Source organism: Paenibacillus sp. O199, assembly GCF_001636635.1.
Lineage (GTDB): Bacteria > Bacillota > Bacilli > Paenibacillales > Paenibacillaceae > Paenibacillus > Paenibacillus marchantiae.
Window position 1 is genome coordinate 151,781 of record NZ_LGRP01000009.1, and the last position, 19,696, is coordinate 171,476.

The 19,696-nt window shown below is 46.6% G+C and carries 17 protein-coding genes; 8 read left to right on the forward strand and 9 right to left on the reverse strand.

What is annotated here, in order from left to right:
- The 4 genes from A6049_RS34120 to A6049_RS16160 all read left to right on the forward strand — a co-directional run.
- The coding region (locus A6049_RS34120; RefSeq protein WP_240321467.1) for an SPFH domain-containing protein at positions 1-487 on the forward strand (487 nt) is incomplete at its 5' end.
- A 216-nt stretch (positions 488-703) separates the two neighbouring features.
- The gene (gene yaaA, locus A6049_RS16150; protein WP_063565644.1) at positions 704-1,456 is read left to right on the forward strand and encodes a peroxide stress protein YaaA; all 753 of its coding nucleotides are present in this window, start codon (positions 704-706) and stop codon (positions 1,454-1,456) included.
- 1,012 nt (positions 1,457-2,468) lie between these two features.
- Positions 2,469-3,185 (forward strand): DUF1648 domain-containing protein, encoded by a 717-nt coding sequence (locus A6049_RS16155; RefSeq protein WP_205412020.1) that lies wholly within the window; start codon positions 2,469-2,471, stop codon positions 3,183-3,185.
- A gap of 389 nt (positions 3,186-3,574) precedes the next feature.
- A complete protein-coding gene (locus A6049_RS16160; RefSeq protein ID WP_095206129.1) occupies positions 3,575-3,856 on the forward strand; it encodes a DUF6809 family protein in 282 nt (93 codons plus the stop codon).
- 219 nt (positions 3,857-4,075) lie between these two features.
- Here A6049_RS16160 and A6049_RS16165 read toward each other — a convergent pair whose 3' ends face one another.
- Positions 4,076-5,431, reverse strand: coding sequence for a right-handed parallel beta-helix repeat-containing protein (locus A6049_RS16165; RefSeq protein WP_240321470.1), 1,356 nt, complete (start codon positions 5,429-5,431; stop codon positions 4,076-4,078).
- A 468-nt stretch (positions 5,432-5,899) separates the two neighbouring features.
- On the reverse strand, positions 5,900-7,492 hold the full coding sequence (locus tag A6049_RS16170; RefSeq protein ID WP_063565646.1) for a catalase: 1,593 nt from the start codon (positions 7,490-7,492) through the stop codon (positions 5,900-5,902).
- 235 nt (positions 7,493-7,727) lie between these two features.
- On the opposite strand from A6049_RS16170, the gene A6049_RS16175 reads away from it, so the two are divergent.
- The gene (locus A6049_RS16175) at positions 7,728-9,710 is read left to right on the forward strand and encodes an ATP-dependent DNA helicase (RefSeq protein ID WP_063565647.1); all 1,983 of its coding nucleotides are present in this window, start codon (positions 7,728-7,730) and stop codon (positions 9,708-9,710) included.
- Positions 9,711-9,845: 135 nt separating this feature from the next.
- On the opposite strand, the gene cysK is transcribed toward A6049_RS16175, so the two are convergent.
- The 4 genes from cysK to A6049_RS16195 form a co-directional block, all read right to left on the reverse strand.
- Entirely contained in the window at positions 9,846-10,805 is a 960-nt protein-coding gene (gene cysK / locus A6049_RS16180) for a cysteine synthase A (protein WP_063565648.1), read from the reverse strand.
- Between the two features lie 285 nt (positions 10,806-11,090).
- Complete coding sequence (locus A6049_RS16185; RefSeq protein WP_063565649.1) at positions 11,091-11,477, reverse strand: YhjD family protein; 387 nt, start codon at positions 11,475-11,477, stop codon at positions 11,091-11,093.
- Positions 11,478-11,871: 394 nt separating this feature from the next.
- Positions 11,872-12,105 (reverse strand): hypothetical protein, encoded by a 234-nt coding sequence (locus A6049_RS16190; protein WP_063565650.1) that lies wholly within the window; start codon positions 12,103-12,105, stop codon positions 11,872-11,874.
- Entirely contained in the window at positions 12,102-13,139 is a 1,038-nt protein-coding gene (locus A6049_RS16195; protein WP_090951561.1) for a nucleotide-binding protein, read from the reverse strand. The genes A6049_RS16190 and A6049_RS16195 overlap by 4 nt, the downstream gene beginning before the upstream one ends.
- Positions 13,140-14,054: 915 nt before the next feature.
- Here A6049_RS16195 and A6049_RS16205 point away from each other — a divergent pair.
- Entirely contained in the window at positions 14,055-14,777 is a 723-nt protein-coding gene (locus A6049_RS16205) for a YitT family protein (RefSeq protein WP_063565653.1), read from the forward strand.
- A gap of 191 nt (positions 14,778-14,968) precedes the next feature.
- On the opposite strand, the gene A6049_RS16210 is transcribed toward A6049_RS16205, so the two are convergent.
- Positions 14,969-15,442: a DUF2188 domain-containing protein gene (locus A6049_RS16210; RefSeq protein ID WP_063565654.1), complete on the reverse strand. Its 474-nt coding sequence runs from the start codon at positions 15,440-15,442 to the stop codon at positions 14,969-14,971.
- Positions 15,443-15,665: 223 nt separating this feature from the next.
- Between A6049_RS16210 and A6049_RS16215 the strand changes: the two genes are divergently transcribed.
- On the forward strand, positions 15,666-16,466 hold the full coding sequence (locus A6049_RS16215) for a lipid II flippase Amj family protein (protein WP_063565655.1): 801 nt from the start codon (positions 15,666-15,668) through the stop codon (positions 16,464-16,466).
- Positions 16,467-16,793: 327 nt separating this feature from the next.
- On the opposite strand, the gene msrA is transcribed toward A6049_RS16215, so the two are convergent.
- Entirely contained in the window at positions 16,794-17,756 is a 963-nt protein-coding gene (gene msrA / locus A6049_RS16220) for a peptide-methionine (S)-S-oxide reductase MsrA (RefSeq protein ID WP_063565656.1), read from the reverse strand.
- Positions 17,757-17,884: 128 nt separating this feature from the next.
- Complete coding sequence (locus tag A6049_RS16225; protein ID WP_063565657.1) at positions 17,885-18,496, reverse strand: TVP38/TMEM64 family protein; 612 nt, start codon at positions 18,494-18,496, stop codon at positions 17,885-17,887.
- Between the two features lie 200 nt (positions 18,497-18,696).
- Between A6049_RS16225 and A6049_RS16230 the strand changes: the two genes are divergently transcribed.
- On the forward strand, positions 18,697-19,635 hold the full coding sequence (locus A6049_RS16230) for a Gfo/Idh/MocA family protein (protein ID WP_063565658.1): 939 nt from the start codon (positions 18,697-18,699) through the stop codon (positions 19,633-19,635).
- Positions 19,636-19,696 lie beyond the last annotated feature (61 nt).

Consider the following 19,696-nt stretch of genomic DNA (forward strand, 5'->3'; position numbering starts at 1 on the left):
CGCAGCTCGTAAAGGTATTTCCAAGTTTACAGTCATTGATGTTTATGGTGAGAAGTCATCCGAAGCAGGAGTGGATGTCCAACAACGTTTTTCTGACGACGTTAAAGAGTTAGGCTTTATTGTATCTAACGTTACCGTAGGTGTTCCTCAACCTGACGCTAAGACTCAGGAAGCAATCGATAAGCGTGTCGAAGCTTCTCAAGAACTGGAACGTAAAACGACTGAACTTGAGATCGCCAAAAAAGAAGCAGATCGTAAGCGCGTGGAAGCACAAGGTAATGCAGACAAACTATTGATCGAAGCAGAAGGTCAAGCTAAAGCAAATAAAGAGCTTCAACAATCATTATCGAGTCAACTCGTTGAATATGAAACCATCAAGAAATGGGATGGAGCCCTTCCATATGTAAGTGGGTCAAATACGCCAATGATTCAATTGCCGACTACAAAAACAGAGCAAAATAGCGGCACGGGGAGCGTATCTCCCTAATTAGCGGTTTGAAATGCACCCCTTACTTTTTCAACAATTTAATGTGTTGAATACTAATGAACAAGCCGGTCCAATCGTGGGCTGACTTGTTCATTTTTGAGTCATTTCAAAGGTACCATGAAGGATTTAGTTAAGCCTAGACATTGGATTCACCTGTCCAATCCTGTACAATGAATAACGACAAAAACAACGGTAGATTAAGGATGGATCAGCACGATGAGAATTATTATATCACCAGCTAAAAAGATGAAGATTGATACCGATCTTATGGCTATTGCGCAGATGCCGCAGTTTATAAAAGAGTCAGAACAACTACTCAGTTTGCTTCAAAAGTTAACCTATGACGAACTCAAAGCAATGTGGAAGTGTAACGATGCAATCGCCGAACAGAACGTGGAGCGGATTCGGAATATGAATATAAAAGCAAATCTTACGCCAGCCATCTATGCCTATGAGGGCATTCAGTATCAGTATATGGCTCCGGGTGTTTTTCAAAATAAGGAACTGGAGTATCTGGAGCAGCATTTACGCATATTATCCGGTTTTTATGGCGTGTTACGGCCTTTGGATGGTGTCACACCTTATCGATTGGAAATGCAGGGTAAGCTGCAAGGTCCAGGTTTCAAATCGCTCTATCAATTCTGGGGCAGTAAGTTGGCAGATCAACTTCAAGCGGAAAGTAACTGTATTCTGAATCTGGCTTCCAAAGAGTATAGCAAAAATATTTTGCCGTTTCTGAGTGAGGAAACCCAGTTCATTACATGTGTATTCGGACAAATGGTCGATGGGAAGCTTGTTGAAAAGGCAACGCGGGCCAAAATGGCTAGAGGTGAGATGGTACGGTATATGGCAGAGCGTAAGATTACAGATTTGGAGGATGTCAGAAGCTTTGATCGGTTGAACTTCGCTTTTTCAGAAGAGTTATCGGATAAGAGTATGTATGTCTTCTTGTATTCAGAGGGGAAATAGCCAGTTTTACAACGATGGATTTGATGTACATCTTGCAAGGGAGTTTGTTGTCACGTCTACATTGAACCAACAGGCAATTAGAAAATATTGATCTACACAGCCCTGTCATTGATGGGATGTTCGCGTGAATCAATTTATAAAACACCTGCTAATAAATATTAGTGGGAGTTTTTTTGTTTTAAAGTATAGTTAGCAATCTTAATAATCTTCCATTTGATGATACAATATTAGCTGCCAGGGGTAGATTTGTTTGAGAATCGGACTCTTGCTAAAGCTCCTAGTTCAATCAAAAAGAGGAAAAGATAAATTACAATTGTGTTGAGGTCATTCGTTTCGTGGCTAAGCATCAAAAAAATGGGATAACGAAAACCTATCCTTTACCTACACAGAATTTCAAACAGATGTACTTGCCATAATTCAGTTGTCAGATGAGTAACTCTACGTAACAAAAAATCTGGATAAATTGTTAATTTCGCCCCTGTAGTCACTAAAAGCGATTATAATTAAATTTATGTTCAAGTCGATTACCTATCCTAATTTAATAGGATAATCATACGCAAAAAGGCATAGTGATGATTCCCCTATGCTATAAGGGTTATAGAGTTTTCGAATACACACTTATGTATAAGAGGAGGCGAATGATATAACGATAATGCCTGTTATGGTAATGATCTTTGTATTTGTACCTACCATTGTACTCATGGTAAGCATGCCTTATTTAACAAGAGAGACGATTAGTTTTGGGGTCACCGTCAGCGCTGCACAATTCCACAGTGAGCCTCTGCGCCAGATGCGGAAATCATATGCTAGGATTAGTGCTACCTTACATACCATCCTATTCATTGTTTGCATCATCTGCCTAATATACGTTGAACATTCCAAGCAACAAAGTTGGATCATTGTCACTTATTCACTCGCCATGGTCGTAATCTCCCTAGTCATAAACATTAGCTATCATTTCAAAATGAAAAGTTTACTACCTATGCTGCCTATTGCTCCGGAACCGTCGATCATGGCAGTGGACACTGAATTTCGGGAAAGAAACATTGGCTTGTCTAGTAATTGGTTCCTCATTCATTTTTTAATTATTGGTGTTAGTATTCTAACTGTGCTACGCAACTACGATCTTATTCCTGATCAGATTCCGATCCATTTCAACAGCAGTTGGAACGTAGACCGCTATGCAGCTAAATCTTATAGTTCTGTGTTTATGCCTACGCTCATGCAAGTGTTCATAACACTTTTGTTCATATTTGAGAATTGGAGTATTCGCAGAGTGAAGCATCAAGTTCAACCCACTGATCCTAACCGTTCCATCAGACAAGACGTAACATTCCGCCGTACTTGGTCATATTTTATGATTACAGCAAGCTTCTTAATAGTTATCCTGTTTTCCGTCGTGCAACTAAACATGATATCTCTGCTTAACATCAATTTCGCTATCCCCATTATCCTAATTATAATAGCTTTTATCATCCTATACGCCTTCGCCTTATCGTTCTGGGCTGGTCAGGGCGGAAGCCGCTTGGAGCGATCTGACGATTCCTCCAATGTCAGACCTGTCCATGATGATGATAAATGGCTATTAGGTATGATTTATTTCAATCGCAAAGATCCAAACCTAATGGTCGAGAAAAGGTTCGGAGTTGGCTGGGGATTAAATTTCGGTCACCCAGTAAGCTGGCTGACTTGTCTCGGAATTATTGTACTGTTAGTTGTGGTGCGGTAACAAGGCTTGGAGGTTAATACTCAGCGGAGTATTCTAGCTTTCAACAAATAAATATTTTCGCTTCAAAATTAGACGCCATTCACATTAGACAAGAGCAGTTGAGAGGTGGGAAAACGAAAATCCACTTCCTTGATTAACAATTAAAAGGAGAATCGGCATTAGATAACATAATATTCGAGCAGCGGTTCTTAGGGAAAATGGTCTGCTGGATGGATTTCGAAGATGATATTTCGGCAGACACATCCGACTAGATAGAGGATGATCCACTTTATTAATATAGCGGTTGGGATGTCCCACTTGTCACGTTCGCAGTTATACTAGCGGATTTCCCGCTAAATTATCATCTCACCTCATCCCCTGAGTTACAATATCCCTGAGGTGACCGTACCATGAAGGATAACATGTCAAACCTGATCGAGGATTTGTTTCACGGAAACCTGCGGTTGGACGAGTCGATTCATCCTGAGCATGCCAAGTATCAGGAGATCAATCGCCGCATATCGGACCTGATGCAGAACTATAAGACACAGCATACGGAGAACGAATATGATGCATTGGAAGAATTGGTAGACTTAATCGGGCAATCGACGTCCATGTACGTGGAAGCAGCGTTTGAGCAAGGTTTCCGCACAGGCGGTAGGATGATGATCGAGGTTTTGTGCAGAGCATGAGCGCAAACGATTAACCCAACCTATACGCGAGCAGGGCAGATGTAACCTTTCAAAACCAGCCCAAAATATTCGAAAACATAAGTAACTAGCATTAACTGTTGGTTGCCCGATCATTCAAACCCAAAAATCCCCTTCTCCATTACCACCGATCAGGCTGGCATGGAAAGGGGCTTTTGTGTTTAATCCCGCAATTATTACCTACACCTGTCTAACTACAACCTACCGCGCACCAATATTCGTACCCGATGGCGTACCCGATCCAATCAGATCACTGCCAGTGGCAAGCTTCAGGAAGTCGCCCAGGACAGGCGTTCCATCCGCGCTGCGTGTCACCGAAGGTACGAGGGAGACAAAGTCGGCTGCGCTGGCGAGCAGGCCTTTGTCGTTCACGCTCTTCTTGTTTTTCCACCAGACGTTGGTGCTGCTGACGTCGGTTCCGCTGGTTTTGTCGCTGGCGCCGCCTTCGAAGGACAGGTTGTTGGTGAAGATATGTGTGCCTACATCAAAGGCAAAGTTGCTTTGGCCATTTTGCCAGGACGTATTGTTTTTCATCTGGATTGAACCGGGATTGCTGTTATAGGTGAAGCCGTGCTTTTTATTTTGAAAAGCAATGCTGTTCTCCACGATGTGATTCACCGCGATTTTCTCGCCGCCCAGCTTGAAGCCGTTACCGTCACTATTGGAGGTGGATGTACCATCCGAAGTCTGCCCATTGTGATGGGAGATGCTGTTGCGGATCGTTACGACGCCAATGGCGCCCGTATCTGTTTTGCTGTACAGATCCCAGCCATCGTCCACATTATAGGCAGCGATACAACCGTCGAACAGGTTGCCCGGGCCAACCGTCAATTTGGCGGCAAAGCCGTCTGCATCTTCTCCGTCATCCGGATCATAGTTATCATGGGAATAGGAGCGAATAATTTCATTATAGGCAGGCCATTCGCTGTTTGCCGCAGTCGAAGCATAACGTCCGAGTTGGATGCCAGTATCCCGGTTATGATGAGCTTCGATCTGTTCCAGACGGTTGTAACTGCCCCCGATAAAGATACCGTTGTCGCCCGCACCTTTCACTTCAAGTCCTTTGACGAGCCAGTAGTCTCCGAACATTTGCAGCCCGCGATTGGTGGAGGCGAAGGTTTGGGCCGAGAAATCAAAGATAGGCTTTTCCGATCCGTACGCCACCAGATTTTTGCGCTGTCCTGATGAACCACTGTTGCCTCGCTCAATCGTAACCGTTTCCGAGAAGCTGTAGGTACCGCCGCGCAGATATATCGTTTTGCCCGGTGCGATCTGGGTCAACGCGTTAGCCAGTGACGTAGGACTCGCGAGGGTTCCGGGATTGCTAGCCGAGCCGCCAGGAGCGACATATAGATCACCTGCAGCGAGTGCGATACTGGAGGTAGCCACAGAATCAGAAGAATTTTGCAGTCCGCTATCGATCAGTTCCGCCGCACCAGCCGATCCACCGCCGAGCAATAATAGAGGGAACGCGGCACTTAGGCAGATGTGAGTCATTTTCGATTTCAGCGAACGTTGAGATGATGCATGAGCAGAAGTAATAGGGAATAATTTCATTAAGCAAACCTCCTTAGTAATTGGGAAATGAAGTCCTAGAGGACACAGATTCATGGTAAATGTTGTAAACGTTATCATCAATAATCATTTGATCAGATGGACACAACCTACTGATAAGCCTCGTATAACTGGTCGGAAATGGAAATTCATATGAGTAGCGTATAATCCTGCGCTCAGTTCATGTCCCTCATTTAACAGGGGATCATCTGAAATGAACGTAGGAAGAGCCCCTTTTCCCGGCAAACGGCATGATCCATACCTCTAATCAACCGAAATCAACCTTATAAATATTTAAAATAGAAGGGCCCCACATGATCAGCTCACAGGCTGCTCAGGTTGAAACACCAAATACCCCCGATAGCAGCTGCACAAGCAGTCTTTGCTACCAGGGGTTATGAAATGAACCTATACGTTGCTATATAACATGTCCTTTACCTTAAAATACGCCTTAGCTAAACCAGCCAGTGCTTAATATGGATCTGCTTCATGGCTGCGCTTGGCTGCCTGTTCCACCGTGGGCTCATGCTTGGGTTGAACCGTAGCACTGTCATCCGTTGAGACAGAGGATAATCCTTCCACTACGCGGCGTCCATAATCAGCATCCGCTTGTGTGAAATGGGAGATCATGCGCTCGCGGATATCCGGTTTGCATGTGGCTAAAGCATCTACCAGATTGCTGATCAGCTCGTCTCGCTCCCAATCTTCAAACGAACGGTAGGTATCCCCGGCTTGTCCGAAGTCATTGGTACGCTCAATTTTCTCGCGAACAAGATGACCCTCAATAAGAGGTTCATGCTCCTTGCCACGTGGGGTTGCTTCTTTTAAGCCGCCCAACGAGGAAGGTTCATAGTTGACGTGTGGATTCTGACCTGGTGCACGGTCGACCTGATATTGCATCTGCCCGCCGCTCTGATTGGTGGCAACCCGATTTTTGGGTGCATTAACTGGCAGTTGCAGATAGTTGGCACCGACCCGGTGACGCTGGGTATCCGAGTAGGAGAAGGTGCGGCCTTGCAGCAGTTTGTCATCCGAGAAATCCAGTCCATCCACCAGTACACCTGTGCCAAACGCTGCTTGTTCCACTTCATTAAAGTAGTCTTCGGGATTGCGGTTTAGCGTCATTTTCCCAACCGGCAAAAACGGAAACTGCTCTGGCGGCCACAGTTTGGTCGGGTCCAGCGGATCAAAATCCAGTTCTGGATGCTCGCCGTCCTCCATAACCTGAACGCACAATTCCCATTCCGGGTAATCTCCTTGTTCAATGGCGTGATACAGGTCGAGTGTAGCGTGGTTAAAGTTCTGCCCCTGAATATCGCTAGCGTCTTTTTGGAGCAGGTTGCGTATGCCTTGATTGAGCGGTTCCCAGTGATATTTAATGAGCACGCCTGTGCCTTCCTGGTTCACCCATTTGTATGTATTGACGCCCGACCCCTGCATTTGTCGATAGTTGGCCGGAATTCCCCAAGGGGAAAAGAGAAACGTAATCATATGGGTGGCTTCAGGACTGAGCGAGACAAAATCGAAAAACCGTTCCATATCCTGTGCATTGGTCAACGGGTCCGGCTTGAAAGCATGTACCATGTCCGGGAACTTGAGTGGGTCACGAATGAAAAAGATTTTCAGATTGTTGCCCACCAGATCCCAGTTGCCGTCCTCGGTATAGAATTTCACAGCAAATCCGCGCGGGTCCCGAAGCGTCTCCGGTGAATGCCCACCATGAATAACCGTAGAGAAGCGAACGAATACGGGCGTTTCTTTGCCTTTTTCCTGAAACAGACGTGCACGTGTGTATTTCGATACCGGTTCGTCCCCGGCCGTTCCATAAGCCTGGAATACGCCATGAGCGCCAGCGCCGCGGGCATGGACAACCCTTTCCGGTGTACGTTCACGGTCAAAATGAGTGATCTTTTCGAGAAAATGATAATTCTCCAGCGTAGTCGGTCCCCGACTGCCGACGGTTCGTACGTTCTGATTGTCCGTGATGGGATGTCCCTGTCGGTCCGTTAAAGTCTCGCTTGATTGGTCTGAGGAATGCTCGGATTGTGAAGAATGGTTATCCATAGATGGAACGCCACCTTTCCTTAAGTTGGATTCCTGTATATATTTTCCCTGTGGACAGGTTCTATACATCGTGTCAACCAACGAACATCTAAGCTACCTTTTGAAAAAACTAACCAACTGCCCTTCAAGCTCCCTCGTAAAAAAAGCTTGTCACCCGCCTCATGGCATGGGATAATTAACTTTTGCCCAGCGGCCTTTTTTGAACGGAAATGAAATTTGGACCGCTTGTCTAAGAATGGAGGCTGACCTAGGATTGTCTACACAACGTTATCCTTTTGCATATGATCCGGCAGAGCCCTTTGTATCCCGTCTCGGGGAATGGGTTGCCGATGTTTTTTACGATATTTTGCCTGAGTCTGGCTTCGAGGTACGGGATGAACAGATTTTTATGGCGTACCAGCTCGAACGGGCCTATGGAGATAAAAAGACCATTATGGCTGAGGCTGGTGTGGGGACAGGCAAGACACTAGTCTATCTGCTCTACGCGGTCTGTTATGCACGTTATACGGGTAAACCGGCGGTGATTGCCTGTGCTGATGAGTCCTTGATTGAACAGCTTGTGAAGCCCGGCGGAGATATTGCGAAGCTGGCTGCACATCTGGACTTGGAAGTGGATGCACGTCTGGGAAAATCACCTGACCAATACGTCTGTCTGAATAAATTAAGTGCGATGAGATTTGCGGACGAGGATGCGCAGGTGATCGAAGAGGTGCATGAGAGCCTTCCGGATTTTGTGAATACGCCGGGTACGCTTCAGGCCTTCCATCCGTATGGTGACCGTAAACAGTATCCACATCTGAATGATCGCCAGTGGAATAAAATTAACTGGGACCCGTTCCAGGATTGCTTCGTTTGTCCCAAACGTCAACGCTGTGGTCTGACGTTATCACGTGACCACTACCGCCGTTCCAAGGACATCATCATCTGTTCCCATGATTACTATATGGAGCATGTGTGGACCTATGAAGCGCGCAAACGCGAGGGACAATTGCCATTGCTGCCTGATCACAGCTCGGTTGTATTTGATGAAGGACATTTGCTGGAAGAAGCGGCCCTGAACGCACTGAGCTACAAATTGAAACACCGCATCTTCGAGGAACTCGTCACTCGCCTGCTTGAAGGTGAGATTCGTGAATCCCTCGCCGAGCGTGTGGATGAAGCGATAGAGAGCAGTGAGCGACTGTTCGCGTTGCTGGATACGTATACGGTAGCCATTCCCGGATCGGAACGGAAAGAAGTGCGGGTAGAACCGCCGTTGCTGCGGGAGATTGAACGACTGACCAGCGTATTGGATGCGATCGGCGAAGAATTGGTATTTGAGAGCGGATTGTTCTCGCTGGACGGCTATCAGATGCGTGTAGTGGAAGAACATCTGGACATGATTCAGTCTGCCCTTGCGTTGTTCCGTAAGGAAGATGGGTACATCTGCTGGGCTGAACAGAGCGATGACGAGACAACCTTATCGATCATGCCGCGTACCGTGAAGGAAATTCTGAACGAGCGTGTGTTCAACACAGGCATTCCGATTGTCTTCTCATCCGCAACGTTATCTGTGGATAATTCATTCCGTTATGTGGCAGACAGTCTGGGGATTGATGATTTTGTATCGTTCTCCGTGGCTTCTCCATATGACTATGCGGACAAAATGCAGATGAAGATTACAGATGAAACCGTACCTGGTCACCCGGAAAATGAAAATCGGTTGCGTGACGCCGTAACGTTGCTTCAGGAGAGTGGGGGTCGTGCCCTGATTCTGTTCCGTACGATGGAAGAGCTGCGTGCATTCAAGCAGGACATTGTTCATGTCCCTGAGGCTCAAGGGTTACGCTTTATGTATGAGGGAGATCGGGAGATTAGTGACCTGATTGCCGCTTTCCAGGAGGATGAGGAGAGTGTACTGTGCTCCGTCAATCTGTGGGAAGGTCTGGACGTTCCAGGACCGTCATTATCCAATGTCATGATCTGGTCGCTCCCGTATCCACCACAGGACCCTGTATTCAATGCAAAACGCACAGCGTCAGCGGCACCTTATGAAGAGATCGATCTTCCATACATGCTGCTGCGTGTAAAGCAAGGTCTTGGACGTCTGATTCGGACGAGCACGGATTCCGGTTCTGCGGTCATTCTCGATGAATCGCTGTATACCAAAAAGGAAGCAAAAGACCGCATTGCGGCTCTGCTTCCCGAAGGTGTAGAATGGACAACCCTGACACACTAGTTCTATATTTAGAATATTTAACTTAACTGGCTCCTTTCCAGAATAAGTACTTGTACGCTACGGATTCAACGTCCAGCTGTGATCAAGCGCTCATTTTGGAGGGGAGTCTTTAACTTGTGTAAGAGTTTTTCTTTGTTAAAAAATACCCATGCTCAAATACCGTTCCCCGGTATCGGGCGCAATGCAGAGCACTCGGTGACCCGGCCCCAGTTCCCGCGCGATGCGCAGGGAGGCCCACACCGAAGCGCCAGAGGAAGGGCCGAGTAGCAGCCCTTCCCGGGCAGCAAGCTGCCGCATCGTATCCAGTGCATCCTCATCGGACACCTGGATAATGGCATCCCACACGTCGGTATTCAGAATGTCCGGAATGAACCCCGGACTTGTACCGACGAGCTTGTGGGGTCCGGGCTCGCCGCCGGACAGCACAGGTGAACCTTTCGGCTCTACCGCATAGATACGAATGTCCGGCAGCTGCTTACGCAGTTCTTCTCCCGTTCCGGTGATCGTACCGCCTGTTCCCGCCGTGGCGATAAAGGCGTCCAGCTTGCCTTCCATCTGCTGCATAATTTCGGGAGCCGTGGTGATCCGGTGGATGTCCGGGTTCGCTTGATTCTCGAATTGCTGGGGAATGAAACTTCCCGGAATGTCGGCCTGAAGTTCTTTGGCCTTGCGAATCGCGCCAGGCATCCGTTCTGCGGCAGGGGTGAGCACGACATCTGCGCCATAGGCTTTCAGAATGTTGATGCGTTCCTTGGACATGTTGTCCGGCATGATCAGAATGGCCTTATATCCCTTGGCAGCAGCATTCATTGCAAGACCGATGCCGGTATTGCCGCTGGTTGGTTCGATAATGGTTGCGCCGGGAAGCAGTAGTTCTGCCCGTTCAGCCTGAACGATCAGGTTATAGGCGGCACGGTCTTTGACGCTGCCGCTCGGATTGAAGTATTCCAGCTTGACGTATACGTCAGCGGAATCGCTACCTGTAAGTCTGTTCAGTCTGACGGCAGGTGTCTGGCCTATCAGCTCAGTAACATTTGCGGCAATGCCTGTATGTGCGGGTGTTTGATTATTAATTAAATGCGAATTCAAGTCCATGAAGTACAGCTCCTTGATTGATAAGACGTTGAAAGCAATTCCCAATGAACAAGTCTGTCCGCCTTTAATGGCAGGCAGGCTTGTTGCTTATAGGAATCCATTTTCATTACAAGTCTGAACGGAATGTACAGACAAGTCTATTCCATCTTAATGAACTCAGCCTCACCGGGTCAACCTGTTTCGATTAGGCAGAAGGGTGAGGAGTCTAAGGAGTAAGTGAACCAAGTGGACTAAGAAAGAAATGTGAATTCAAACGATGAAGGGTACATTAAGCAGATGAATTAGCTATATCGGCTGGGTCAAATCCATATCCAGATGCCGACTAAGCTCTTTTTTGACTTCATTCCGCGCGAACGTCCACAGCATATAGAACCGCTGCAAATAGCCTCTGCACAGGTACTGGGTTTCGATTCCATCAACTTGCCGTTTCTCCTCCAGAACCTTGACGCCACGAGTTCTCATTTGTTTGCGAAGCGTAAGCATTTCCTTAAGTACATCATTCTGAATGCGGGTTAGAGACAGAATGTAGACCTCTGGCATTTTGAGCTGCAACGTATCCAGTGTGCGAATATCCCGTTCAAGCACATCCAGCAGAAGAGTGCGTACAACCATGCTTTTAATCAATCGGTGGTCTTCATCCGCAGGGGATGGGGCGGAAGGGGATGATGACATACTTTCACTTCCTTAACCTTGAATTCGGACATGTTCTTATTTACAGAACGTATGTTCTTATATTATAATCAATATATGCAATGATGATACACAATACAACCGAGAAATATTGGAAGTAGCACATATGCGATTTATGCTGAGGTTGTAGGCGGTGAAATAGGGACAAGCCTTCTCCAAAATAAGGTATAATTTTTGGGTTTTGCAGGAAACCTAAGGGCATAAAGAAAATGACTTAATGCATCAGCCGAATAGGTGAAGAGCTTTTAGTCCGTTGGTACTAGCGAATGTTATGAAGGGTTGCCAAAGTGTTGCAACAAAAAAGCCCCTGCCTTGGGCGGCGGGGCCAGATGATCTACCGAACCAGACGGCAGAGTTGTATATGAGCATAAAGCGGTTAAGCCAGATACTGAGGCTTCTCGTAAAGAGCCTCTTTTTCCAGAATCACTTTGTAAGGTCTTTCCTTACCCTTCAGGGAAGGGCCAATCGTAGTCAGCGGTACGGCCGGTTTGTGGAAACGATCTTCTTCCTTGGGTTCCGGAACCGGTCGTGATGATTCGGGCGCAGAACTGAGGCGTACCTTTTTGTCGCTGCCCCAGCGCTTGCTTATTTTTTTCGTTTCCGGTTTCATTCCGGTTCGCCTCCTAACAAATCGTTGATGGCGTTGAACAGATGACGGTTCTCCAAATCCATCTGCTGAAATATCGCCTCATCCGCTTCAATATGTCCAATAATATGGACTGTGATTACATACCTCTTGGCTACAGGATAGCATAGCAGATACTCTTTCTCAAGATAATCGTCATAGAGGTTGATCTTGATTTTGTTCTCCAGGTAAGAATCAATGACCAGAATGCGCTTCGGATCATCGGGCTGCTTGTCGTCATTGGCGGACAAGTTATATTTTCTTCCCGGTTCCCCAACGTTACCACATAATTGTTCAATATGACCACTGTCATCTGTACGGTATATGGCAGTCCCACGCACGGCAAATGGAGGAAGGGATACAAATGCACTTCGAAGTGCATCGCTCATTCGCTCCAACATAACCGAATCTGCTTTGCGGGTACGCAGTAACTCCCTGAAGAATCGCAGCAGCTTGAGCAACTGTAATCGGGCTTCACCCTCAGACCTTTTGTGCTTCTCGATAATTTTTTCCACTTCGGGATCGCTCCATCGCCCCTGTTCTTCGATGCTGTCGGCGATTTTGGAACAGGCCACCGAGACGGCTGGCGCCCATTTCCCGTCTGAACGAATTTCATAAACCAGTGGATTTAACCCCAGCAGATCTGTGGGCATACGTAAACCTTCGATCTTGCTGGCGTCTTTGATGTCAGTAATATCCTCTGGAAGAATGAAAAAAATACGCTTTCGTCCTAACCGACCCATAAACAAACCCATTTCCAGCATTGTATTATCACGGACAGAGGCATAGTACTTCCCACGAATTTTCGATATATCATCCGGATGAAAAATAAAAATGGCAAAGTCTGTTGTACGCACTTCTGCTTCCAAATCGTCCATGGTATAGCTGCTTGGATTAAAAACTCCGGAGTACCAAGGGGTAACTTCGGCCGAGAAACGCAAGTTTTCGTGTACTGCGGCTGCAATCGGCTTCGCTTCCAGCGAGCAGCCAATAAAGACTCTTGGCTTTAACGTTTTCATAATCCGCCTCGCTTAAACGGGTAGTGGGATTCAATTGTTATATTATACCATAAACAGCAGAGTAAGTCTGGAAACGTTTAACTGGACCCAAGATAAGCCGATTACATTTGCTATAGTGTATGTGCAAGAGGGAAATGATTCCTTTAAAATCCGCGGAAAAATAAAAAATGGACCCAAATTGTCACAGTTGGGTGACTGGACAGTTATATTTGGAAGCTTCAGTCATAGAATGAAGGAGCAGGTAGCACCATTAGGTAGAGAAGCTTGTCCTGGTGTGGCTGTTTGGCGGCTCATGCAGGCAAGAGTGTGCTTTTTGCTCTTATTTGAAGGGTCTGCTGTTTCGACCCAATCACATCGGTGTTATATAATAGAAGAACAAGCAAGTTAGCTTAGATTTTTAAACTGAATTGAACGTTACATGTGTCTATAGAAGGCGAACTAAATTTTTACACGAGAACGTAGAGTGCAGAACCCGTCTGAAGAAACGAAGTGTTCGCCTTTATCACAGGATTTTTCCCTTAGGAAAAGGGAATCAAAAAATCCGGGGATAACAGCGATCGAAAGAGGGTACTGCAATCGAAGTGGTTAAGTGTAAAGTTTATATGGTCTTATGCATGGTGTAATATTCATCAGTTTAATTGGCACAGCTAACCACCAACAGACAGAAAGGATCAGGATACCATGAGTTCCCGAAGGATAATTTCCCCAAGGACGATCTGGAAACGTTACGATCTCTCTTATACTTAGCGCCCCTTGTAGAGTACACCACCGTAAAGAAAAAAACGGCTGACTCTGCGAAAGAGGGGATTGGAATGAATAATATTCGAAGGACAAATACGATGATTTCTTCCAGGCTTGCCTTTTGCAGGGTACGGTCGGTGCAAACCAACCTTTACAAACTGCGAGGGAACCTGAATGAAGAGAACATCGTTAACCTTACAACAAGTTAAGACAGAGGCGGTAAAGTTCGCCATTATGCTGCTCGGAACATTTATTTTGGCATTTGCCTACTATCACATTAATTTTCAGAATCATTTATCGGAGGGCGGATTTGTCGGTCTGGCCCTGCTTGGAAAGTACGCGACAGGCTTATCACCTGCTATTGGCATGCTGCTGCTGGATATTCCAGTCATGATTCTGGCCTGGTTCCTCAAGGGCTGGAAGTTCATGATTCAGGCGCTGCTGGGTGTGGCCGCATTCTCATTGTTCTATGACGGGTTTGAGCGGTACTCCACCCTGGTTATTCCGTTTCACGGTAATTTGTGGATTCCGGCAGTCTTGTCCGGTGTTATCACCGGCGTGGGTGCTGGTATGGTGCTTCGATTCGGAGGAGCAACAGGTGGAGACGACATTCTGGCGGTGCTCATTAGCCGTTGGAAGGGCTGGAAGCTGGGAACGGTTTTCTTTGTCAGCGATGCGTTTGTACTCGGATTGTCGCTTTTCTTTCTACCGGTAAAAGAAACTTTATATACCATTCTGGCCGTATGGATTGCCAGTAAAGTGATTACGTATATGGTCAGTTTCCCGGCTCGCCGGACGGTTACGACCTCAGCTGTGAAGCTGCCCGTGTCGACTGCTGCCAAAGTAGTCAGCGGTGCTTCACAACGAGCTCCTGTGGCTAGAGGGGTTTCGCATTAAACGTAACGGCCACCCTATTCGAAATGAATGTTGTTCAAGTAAGGTGGGCTTGCCTCATACCAAACACAAAGCCCTTTTGCATGCTTGATGGGAATCATTCCATTAGCGGCGAAAGGGCTTTTTTGCTTGCCTTCAGTAAAAAAAATTAAAAGTAATACATTCACGATATTTCTATTTTAGAACAGATTCACTCAAGGCTTGATGGAAGAGGCAATTTGCCCATCTTCATTATGGATAATAGCCCGAATGTTTTGTTTTTCACTCTTTTCTTTGGCAGCATCCACAGCTTCGGCTTTGGTTCGGAACGTAGCCAGAGATTTGGATTGACCTTCTTCCTTGATGGCCCAGCCAGAGTCGGTAGGAACGACATGAATATTATCATGGCTTTTGGAAGAAGAGACAGGTTCGGAATGACGGCGTGGAGATGAAGATTTTCCATGCTCCGATTTGCTGTCTGATGAAGTATGTTTTGTAGCCTGCTTCGAATGCTTCGATGTGGGATGATTCTCATCCCATTCTTCCGCTTTGGCAGTCGCGATTGCAATGGAGCGTCCTTCCTCATAACCGTCATCCAGCAATGCATTGGCAATCTCAATGGCCTTATGTCTGACACGAGGCTCCAGATTTTTCATGGAAACGGGATAATCCTGTTTGTTCCACGGCATATTGATTCCCTCCTGTACAATATAAGTTATTTGTATATTACCCTGCACCCGGATGAATAAACGATTATTGTGGAGAACTTCGAAGCGTGTGCTGTATTTTTGTGCATTCTACTGTTCAACTTCTTAGTGCTTTTCTATACTTTTATGTGGATGAGGAGTATAATGCTTCCATACTTGAAATTACAATAGAAGCACATTAGGAAAAAGATAAGGAGATTTACATATGTTTAGTTTGAGCCTGGCCATTCCTATGTTATTTACCATGCTTATTCATGCGGCTGACAGCCTGTCCTATGCACTGCGCCTTGGGGGATTACGCACTCGGCGAATAGCGCTGGCCTTGTCCCTGTCCGGAATTTTGTTGCTGGTTTCGCGTACCTCCAATATGGCCCAAGGGCCGATGGTAGGCAATCTGGTGGATACTGCGGCGAGTGGAGGGAACCCACACTTTGCAGCGCAACTGCACTGGCTGATGGGTGCGGCTACGATAGGAACGGCCTTGGCTATTCTAAGTTTTCCAACGATGGTCAAGCTCGCTTCCCGAATGGTCGTTCATTTTGAGGCGGCAGGATCGATTCCTTCCATGGTTCGAGGACTGATGAAACGCAGCAAGCTCAAAAACGCGATGTATTATATTACCCCGCCATCATGGAAAATGGCAAAACTATTGGTACAAAACGGAATGCCCAGACGTCTAATGACGTTGAACATAGCGGTGACAGCAATCTATACGACTGGGGTCCTGTCCAGTCTGTACGCTGCGTATCTTTATCCGGGTCAGGCTGTAGCTGCTTCGCAATCCACCGGACTCATTAATGGAGTAGCGACCATTTTGTTAACCATCCTGATTGATCCTCGTATTTCGTTGCTCAGCGACAAATCTCTGCGTGGTGAAATTCGGCTGGATCGAATGAATCAGATCTATGGCTGTATGCTTGTATCCCGTTTATTTGGTACATTGTTGGCGCAGTTGTTATTGATTCCATTTGCTTACTGGATCGGCTGGATTGTGAGTATGATGTAAGCCAATTTCAATCTATATACAAAAAAAGCAAACTAAAAAGGGGGCTTCCCATATGTCATAAAGATGACGGGAAGCCCCTTTTAGTCTTAATTAATGTCTAACGAACTGAGCACAAGTTAATACTCCAATTCCCTCAAGTCTGTGGTTTAACGAATCGTAGAGGCATTATTTGATCGCTTTACATGTGCTGCCTCAGGCTTTTTCGTAGATTTCAACCGAATAACGTGACTGAAGCTCGTTAAAATTAGTATTGCACGTTAATTGTCATCTTAAGGTGCGTTCGATTCGCTAGCGCTTCATTATTTCCGTACTTCAATGAATCATAACTTAATTAAACAGTACGGCGTATTCGGCATATCCTTCTTTTTCTAGGTCTTCTTTGGGTACAAAACGAAGGGCTGCGGAATTGATGCAATAACGCATTCCACCAGCTTCGGCAGGGCCGTCATTGAACAGGTGACCCAAATGGGAATCCCCTTCACGACTTCTCACTTCGGTACGAATCATGAAATGGCTGAGATCCGTTTTTTCCTTCACATTGTAGTCCCGCAGTGGACGGGTGAAACTTGGCCAGCCGCAGCCGGAATCGTATTTGTCGGTGGAACTGAACAGTGGCTCACCGGATACGATGTCCACGTAAATTCCGTCACCATGGTGGTCCCAGAACTCGTTATGAAATGCTGGTTCGGTTGCGTTGTTCTGGGTAACTTCGAACTGCAGCGGCGTCAGACGCTCTTTCAGGCCGTCTTTATCCACTTTGCCGGACCAGTTGCTTTCGATAAAGTCTTCACGTCCAGAACCTTTACGGTACCGTTTGTAGTGCGCAGGATTTTTGTGATGGTACCCTTGGTGATGCTCCTCTGCTTCATAGAACGTTTTCGCTGGCAAAATCGGTGTGAAAATTGGTTTGTCAAAACGTCCGCTTTGTGCCAAAGCTGCTTTGGAAGCTTCTGCGATCTGGCGTTGTTCTTCACTGTGATAGAAGATGGCCGTCTGGTAAGATGATCCACGGTCATGGAATTGTCCACCCGTATCCGTTGGGTCGATCTGTTGCCAGAACAATTCAACGAGCTTCTCATATGGGAAGATGGCCGGGTCGAATGTAATTTGAACGGCCTCTACGTGACCAGTCGTTTCCGAGCAGACCTCCTCATATGTGGGGTTCTCCGTATGTCCTCCTGTATAACCCGATACAATCTTATGAATGCCGGGTAGTTCCTCGAAGGGGGATACCATACACCAGAAGCACCCGCCTGCAAAAGTTGCTTTTTCACTAGTATGTTGTTCCATGCTATAGTCACTCCATTTCTGATGAAGAATGATATTTTGGCTTACTCTTCTATTATATCCCGAATTGGCAAGCCAACCAAGCAGGATCGTAAAGAGGATGAGTCTGAAATGTTTCTGACTGTTCCCACTTAGGCTTTTTTACGAGAGCGTAAGCGAAACAAGAGCAATATTATCGTCATGAACACCAGATAACCGGCAAGGATTAGCAGGCTCACCCAGATTGATGTTTCTGCTTGTGCACCTGCATAGGCAAAAACAAAAATCGCAGGCAGTTTGCCAATTGCCGTCGCAACCATGAAGACCCAGAATGGGGTATAGGTAATGCCCGCGTAGATATTAACCGCCATTTGGGGCACGATGGGCAGCAGTCGCATAGACACGATACCCATGAAGGGATGAGCCTCCATCCATGTTGTAAATCGATTCAAACCCCGAATGCGTTCGAGATAGGATCTGGCCTGATTTCGGAATATCGTCCTCGCTCCGGTGTATACCAGCAGTGCAGCAAATGTGGTCCCAAGCCAGCATATCCAGGCTGCTGTTGCAGTACCGTAACTATAGCCAAAGGCAATAATGACGATCTTGTACGGAATTACGGGTACAAGAGCAAACAATGTCGCCATGGCTAGTAAAAGTGGAATGGACTGATGCAGATCGGTCCAGGCCAGCAGTTCATATCTGTAAATAAACGTGACTCCGGCAAGTAAAACATATAAGAGGAGCCATAACCATTTTCGCAAAATCCCAAACGCTCCTTTCAGACCAGGAAGGTCTTACTGTATCCCAATCCGTATTGCTTTCTCTCTAAAGTTTACCACGTTCAACCAAAGGATGGACAATTCATGGCGGTTCTAGCTGCAATCACTGGCATGTTGCTGCCTGAAGGGTTACACTATAGGACGTAGAAATATAGAACTCATCTGAAGGTGGAATGATCATAATGGAAACAACCAAGCGAACCCGTGCTGCGATCATCGGACTCGGGGACATTGCACGTAAAGTATATTTGCCGCTGTTGACTGCCCACTCGGACGTGGAAATTGCGGGGATTATGAACCGTTCTCCCGAGCCGGTGAAGGAAATACAGCATACCTATAGATTGAACAATGGAACAACGGATATGAAAGAATTGTTGTCCTGGGATCTGGATGCGGTGTTTGTACATACAGCGACAGAAACTCATTTTGACATTGTCATGCAATGTTTGGAGCGGGGGCTGGCAGTATACGTGGACAAACCGCTGTCCTATACGTTACGGGAGTCGGAAGAAATGACCGCATTTGCGGAAGCACAGGGTCTTCTTTTGGCGGTAGGTTTTAACCGGAGATTTGCACCTTTGTATCAAAACGCGAAGGAATGGATGCAGGCTGGACAAGGCTTTGAATCGCTGACAGTTACTAAACATCGTACAGGCATTCAGGATCGTCCCGCTGCGGAAACTATCTATGATGATCTGATTCATATTCTTGACCTGATGTTATGGTATTCAGATCACAATGTGCAGCTGCTCCATCAGTGGATACGTAAAAATGACTTGGACCGCCTGCTGCACGCCGCAGGATCAGCCAAGTTGGGTAGAACGGCATATGGCAGATTCGATATGATACGCCAAGCAGGAGCGGATCTGGAGAAGCTTGAGCTGTATGGCGGGGGAAGATCGGTAGAAGTGCTGAACATGGAAATAGCGAAGTATGAGGAACGCGGTGCACAGGAACGCAAGGAAACCTTTGGCAGCTGGGAAAGTATTTTGACCCGAAGAGGATTTACGGGAGCGATTGATCAATTTTTGGCAAATCTTGAAACCCCGGATGACTGTGCCATCAGTGCAAGTCACGTTATGGACAGTCATGACCTGGCTGAACAGCTTATCCGTGGTTAATCTTGCAGAAGGTCGTGCGGGAGTATAAATGAAGCCTTCCGCACCAATGATTCATTAAACG